General features: G+C 60.8%; 9 protein-coding genes and 1 pseudogene. All 10 read left to right on the forward strand.

The features are described 5' to 3' along the window. Nucleotides 1-86, forward strand: a pseudogene (locus WEB61_RS06845) (elongation factor Tu); the annotation flags it as partial. An 84-nt stretch (nt 87-170) separates the two neighbouring features. Further along, complete coding sequence (gene rpsJ, locus WEB61_RS06850) at nt 171-479, forward strand: 30S ribosomal protein S10 (protein ID WP_012111657.1); 309 nt, start codon at nt 171-173, stop codon at nt 477-479. A gap of 39 nt (nt 480-518) precedes the next feature. Beyond that, a complete protein-coding gene (gene rplC, locus WEB61_RS06855) occupies nt 519-1,283 on the forward strand; it encodes a 50S ribosomal protein L3 (RefSeq protein ID WP_368063587.1) in 765 nt (254 codons plus the stop codon). Beyond that, a complete protein-coding gene (gene rplD, locus WEB61_RS06860; protein WP_368063592.1) occupies nt 1,283-1,903 on the forward strand; it encodes a 50S ribosomal protein L4 in 621 nt (206 codons plus the stop codon). Before rplC ends, rplD begins: the two co-directional genes overlap by 1 nt. Next, nucleotides 1,900-2,190, forward strand: coding sequence for a 50S ribosomal protein L23 (locus tag WEB61_RS06865; RefSeq protein WP_304735159.1), 291 nt, complete (start codon nt 1,900-1,902; stop codon nt 2,188-2,190). The genes rplD and WEB61_RS06865 overlap by 4 nt, the downstream gene beginning before the upstream one ends. A gap of 4 nt (nt 2,191-2,194) precedes the next feature. Next, the gene (gene rplB, locus WEB61_RS06870; protein WP_368063588.1) at nt 2,195-3,028 is read left to right on the forward strand and encodes a 50S ribosomal protein L2; all 834 of its coding nucleotides are present in this window, start codon (nt 2,195-2,197) and stop codon (nt 3,026-3,028) included. 17 nt (nt 3,029-3,045) lie between these two features. Then, nucleotides 3,046-3,324 (forward strand): 30S ribosomal protein S19, encoded by a 279-nt coding sequence (gene rpsS, locus WEB61_RS06875; protein WP_368063589.1) that lies wholly within the window; start codon nt 3,046-3,048, stop codon nt 3,322-3,324. A gap of 3 nt (nt 3,325-3,327) precedes the next feature. Beyond that, complete coding sequence (gene rplV, locus WEB61_RS06880) at nt 3,328-3,708, forward strand: 50S ribosomal protein L22 (protein ID WP_368063590.1); 381 nt, start codon at nt 3,328-3,330, stop codon at nt 3,706-3,708. Beyond that, entirely contained in the window at nt 3,708-4,418 is a 711-nt protein-coding gene (gene rpsC / locus WEB61_RS06885; protein ID WP_368063591.1) for a 30S ribosomal protein S3, read from the forward strand. Before rplV ends, rpsC begins: the two co-directional genes overlap by 1 nt. Nucleotides 4,419-4,451: 33 nt before the next feature. Then, the coding region (locus WEB61_RS06890; RefSeq protein WP_368063593.1) for a ribosomal protein L16 at nt 4,452-4,605 on the forward strand (154 nt) is incomplete at its 3' end.

Raw genomic sequence — 4,605 nt, forward strand, 5'->3', positions numbered from 1 at the left:
TCGCGATGGAAGAGAAGCTCCGCTTCGCCATCCGCGAAGGCGGGCGCACCGTCGGTGCAGGCGTCGTCTCTAAAGTGTTGAAGTAACAGAGTTGACGGAGGCGCGGTCCGACCGCGCCTCTCACTTTTCAAGTCGCGAAAGCGCAAGGCCGAGAGGCACAGGGACCGAAAATGCAAAGGCAGAAGATTCGCATCCGGTTGAAGGGGTTCGATCATCGTGTGCTCGACGTATCGACGCGCGAGATCGTCAACACGGCAAAACGTACCGGCGCTCAAGTGCTCGGTCCGATCCCGCTTCCGACCCGACTTGAAAAGTTCACGGTGCTTCGCGGCCCGCATATCGACAAGAAGAGTCGCGAACAATTTGAAATCCGGACACACAAGCGTGTGCTCGACATTGTAGATCCCACCCCCCAGACGGTCGATGCGCTGATGAAGCTCGATCTTGCTGCCGGTGTGGACGTCGAGATCAAGCTCTAAGACGTGCTTGCTCTTGGAACAGAACGAGGAATGGGACCCATGCGTTCCGGTGTGATTGTCAAAAAGGTCGGTATGACGCGCCTCTTTATGGAAGATGGTCGTCATGTCCCGGTCACAGTGCTGAAGCTCGACAACTGTCAGGTTGTCAGTCAGCGCACGGATGATAAGAACGGCTATACGGCCGTTCAGCTTGGTGCGGGTCGCGCCAAAGCCAAGAATGTGCCGAATGCGCAGCGCGGTCAGTTCGCGCGCGCTGAGGTGGAGCCGAAGCTGGAACTCGTCGAGTTCCGAGTGACGCCCGACAACCTGCTCGACATCGGCGTGGAAATCACCGCCGATCATTTCGTGGCGGGCCAGCTCGTGGATGTCAGCGGCACCTCGATCGGCAAGGGTTTTGCGGGCGTTATGAAGCGCCATAATTTCGGCGGCCTGCGGGCGACGCATGGCGTCTCGGTCAGCCATCGTAGCCACGGCTCGACGGGCCAGAACCAGGATCCGGGCAAGGTCTTTAAAGGCAAGAAGATGGCCGGCCACATGGGCGCGACACGCGTCACCACGCAGAACCTCGAAGTCGTCCGCACGGACGCCGAGAAGGGCCTGATCATGGTGAAAGGCGCAGTTCCGGGTTCGAAGGGCGGCTGGGTGCTGCTGCGCGATGCGGTGAAGAGCAAGCTGCCGGACAGTGTGCCGATGCCGGGTGCGTTCCGTCGTAACGGCGAAGCAGCAGCGGTGCCTGTCGCGGCTGAAGAGGTTCCTGCGGCTGCCGATGCGGCGGATGCCGGCGCCGAGAAGGAAGGTGCGTGATGAAGGCCGACGTGAAAACCCTCGAGGCCAAGAAGGCCGGCACGGTGGAACTGACGGACGAGGTGTTCGCGCTTGAGCCCCGCGCCGACATTCTGCACCGCATGGTGACGTACCAGCTCGCAAAGCGGCAAGCCGGCACGCACAAGACCAAGGGCCGTTCCGAAATCGCGCTGACGGGCAAGAAGTTCGTCAAGCAGAAGGGTTCGGGCGGCGCGCGTCACGGTGATCGCAAAGCACCGCAGTTTCGCGGCGGCGGTAAGGCCTTCGGACCCGTTGTGCGCAGTCATGCGATCGACATGCCGAAAAAGGTCCGTGCCCTGGCGCTGAAACTGGCGCTGTCGGCCAAAGCCAAAAGCGACAATCTCGTCATTCTCGACGAGGCGAAGCTCAAAGACCCGAAGACCAAGGCGATGAAGGAAGCGTTTGCCAAGCTCGGCCTTAAATCGGCGCTGATCATCGACGGTGCCGAACTCGATGACAATTTCGCCCTTGCGGCGCGCAACATTCCGAATGTGGATGTGCTGCCGGTCCAAGGCATCAACGTCTACGACATTCTGCGCCGTGAGACGCTGGTTCTGACCAAGGCGGCGGTCGAAAGCCTGGAGGCCCGCTTCAAATGAACGCGCATCTTTACGACATCATCCTGTCGCCGGTAATTACCGAAAAAGCGACGATGGCCTCGGAAGCCAATCAGGTCATTTTCAAAGTGGCCCCGAAGGCGACGAAACCGCAGGTCAAGGAAGCGGTGGAAAAGCTTTTCGACGTAAAGGTGAAGGCGGTCAATACGCTGATCCGGAAGGGTAAGACCAAGCGGTTCCGCGGTATTGCGGGGCGGCAGAGCGATTTCAAGAAAGCGATCGTGACCCTCGAAGATGGTCACTCGATCGATGTGACGACCGGGCTCTGAAACCATGGCATTGAAAAAATATAAACCGACCAGCCCCGCGCAGCGCGGTCTTGTTCTTGTCGACCGCTCCGGTCTTTACAAGGGCAAACCGGTCAAGGCGCTGACTGAAGGTCTGTCGAAATCGGGCGGCCGCAACAATCACGGCCGCATCACGGTGCGGTTCCGGGGCGGCGGGCACAAGCGCAGCTATCGCATGGTCGACTTCAAGCGTTCGAAGTTCGATGTGCCGGCAACTGTCGAGCGGCTCGAATACGATCCGAACCGCACGGCGTTCATCGCGCTGGTCAAATATGCGGATGGGGACCTCGCCTACATCCTGGCGCCGCAGCGGCTCGCCGTTGGCGACACCGTTGTGTCGGGCAGCCGGGTTGACGTGAAGCCGGGCAATGCGATGCCGCTGGCGAATATTCCGGTCGGCACCATCGTCCATAATGTGGAGATGAAACCGGGCAAAGGCGGTCAGATCGCGCGTTCGGCGGGCACCTATGTGCAGCTTGTCGGTCGTGATCAGGGGTATGCCCTGCTGCGTCTTTCGTCGGGTGAACAACGGATGGTGCCCGGCACCTGCATGGCCTCGATCGGTGCGGTGTCGAACCCGGACCATTCAAACATCACCATTGCCAAGGCGGGCCGCAACCGCTGGCTCGGCAAGCGCCCGCATGTGCGTGGCGTCGTGATGAACCCGGTCGACCATCCGCATGGCGGCGGCGAAGGCCGCACCTCCGGCGGCCGTCATCCGGTCACGCCGTGGGGCAAGCCGACCAAGGGCAAGAAAACACGTGCCAACAAGTCGACGGACAAGTTTATCGTCCGCAGCCGGCACCAGAAGAAGAAGTAGGGTCAAGGGAGCTCGATATGGCGCGTTCAGTCAAAAAAGGTCCCTTCGTGGATGGCTACCTTCTCAAGAAGGCGGAAGCCACGCGCGGGTCGGGCCGCAAGGAAGTCATCAAGATGTGGAGCCGCCGTTCAACGGTTCTGCCGCAGTTTGTCGGTTTGACCTTCGGTGTTCACAACGGCAAGAAGCATATTCCGGTGCTGGTGACCGAGGACATGGTCGGCCACAAGTTCGGCGAGTTTTCGCCGACGCGCACCTACTACGGACACACGTCCGACAAGAAATCGAAGAAGGGCTAAGTCATGGGCAAAGCTGCAACAAAGCGTCGCCTGCCCGAGAACGAAGCGCAGGCCGTTGGCCGGATGCTTCGGGTGAGCCCGCAGAAGCTCAACCTCGTGGCGCAGCTCATTCGCGGCAAGAAGGTCGACACGGCGCTCGCCGATCTCACCTTCTCGCGCAAGCGGATTTCGGATGACGTGAAGAAGGTTCTGCAGAGCGCGATCGCGAATGCGGAAAACAATCATGACCTCGACGTCGACGACCTCGTCGTTGCTGAGGCATATGTAGGCAAGAATTTGGTGATGAAGCGCTGGCATGCACGGGCGCGCGGTCGCGTTGGCCGTATCGAAAAGCCGTTCAGCCAGATCACGATCGTCGTTCGGCAAGTCGAGGAGCAAGCCTGATGGGTCACAAGGTCAATCCGATCGGACTGCGCCTGGGTATCAACCGGACCTGGGATTCGCGCTGGTTCGCGGGCCGTCAGGAATACGGCAAGCTGCTGCATGAGGACATCAAGATCCGCGAGATGCTTGAAGGTCAGCTGAAGCAGGCTGGCGTCTCGAAGATCGTTATCGAGCGTCCGCACAAGAAATGCCGCGTGGCGATCCACACGGCGCGTCCCGGCGTCGTGATCGGCAAGAAGGGCGCGGATATCGAGAAGCTGCGCAAGGACATCGGCAAGATCACGGCGTCCGAAGTGCATCTCAACATCGTTGAAGTGCGCAAGCCCGAGATCGACGCGACACTGGTCGCCGAGAACATCGCGCAGCAGCTTGAGCGCCGCGTGGCGTTCCGCCGGGCGATGAAGCGGGCCGTGCAGTCGGCCATGCGCCTCGGCGCCGGCGGTATCCGTATCAACTGCGCGGGACGTCTCGGCGGTGCCGAGATCGCGCGGACGGAATGGTATCGCGAAGGTCGTGTGCCGCTGCATACGCTGCGCGCTGACATTGATTACGGCGTGGCGACCGCGAAGACGGCTTATGGCACCTGCGGCGTCAAGGTCTGGATCTACAAAGGCGAGATACTGGAGCACGATCCGATGGCTTCAGAGCGCCGCGCGCTTGAAGGCAGCGGTGAGGGCGGTGGACGTCAGCGTCGCGAAGAGCGGACCTGAGCCGCGAAGAATTGAGCGAAGAGAGTTTCGACCATGTTGCAACCGAAGCGCACGAAGTTCCGCAAGGCCCACAAGGGCCGTATCCATGGCAAGGCCAAGGGTGGAATGAATCTGGATTTTGGGGCTTTTGGCCTCAAGGCGCAGGAGCCTGCCCGCATCACCGCGCGGCAGATCGAAGCGGCGCGCC

Source organism: Parvibaculum sp. (genome assembly GCF_040882025.1).
GTDB lineage: Bacteria > Pseudomonadota > Alphaproteobacteria > Parvibaculales > Parvibaculaceae > Parvibaculum.

What these genes read in the sequence shown, in the direction of transcription:
- rplD (WP_368063592.1), top strand. Translation starts at nt 1,283, where the DNA reads ATGAAGGCCGACGTGAAAACCCTCGAGGCCAAGAAGGCCGGCACGGTG.
- rplB (WP_368063588.1), top strand. Translation starts at nt 2,195, where the DNA reads ATGGCATTGAAAAAATATAAACCGACCAGCCCCGCGCAGCGCGGTCTT.
- rpsC (WP_368063591.1), top strand. Translation starts at nt 3,708, where the DNA reads ATGGGTCACAAGGTCAATCCGATCGGACTGCGCCTGGGTATCAACCGG.
- rplC (WP_368063587.1), top strand. Translation starts at nt 519, where the DNA reads ATGCGTTCCGGTGTGATTGTCAAAAAGGTCGGTATGACGCGCCTCTTT.
- rplV (WP_368063590.1), top strand. Translation starts at nt 3,328, where the DNA reads ATGGGCAAAGCTGCAACAAAGCGTCGCCTGCCCGAGAACGAAGCGCAG.
- rpsJ (WP_012111657.1), top strand. Translation starts at nt 171, where the DNA reads ATGCAAAGGCAGAAGATTCGCATCCGGTTGAAGGGGTTCGATCATCGT.
- rpsS (WP_368063589.1), top strand. Translation starts at nt 3,046, where the DNA reads ATGGCGCGTTCAGTCAAAAAAGGTCCCTTCGTGGATGGCTACCTTCTC.
- WEB61_RS06865 (WP_304735159.1), top strand. Translation starts at nt 1,900, where the DNA reads ATGAACGCGCATCTTTACGACATCATCCTGTCGCCGGTAATTACCGAA.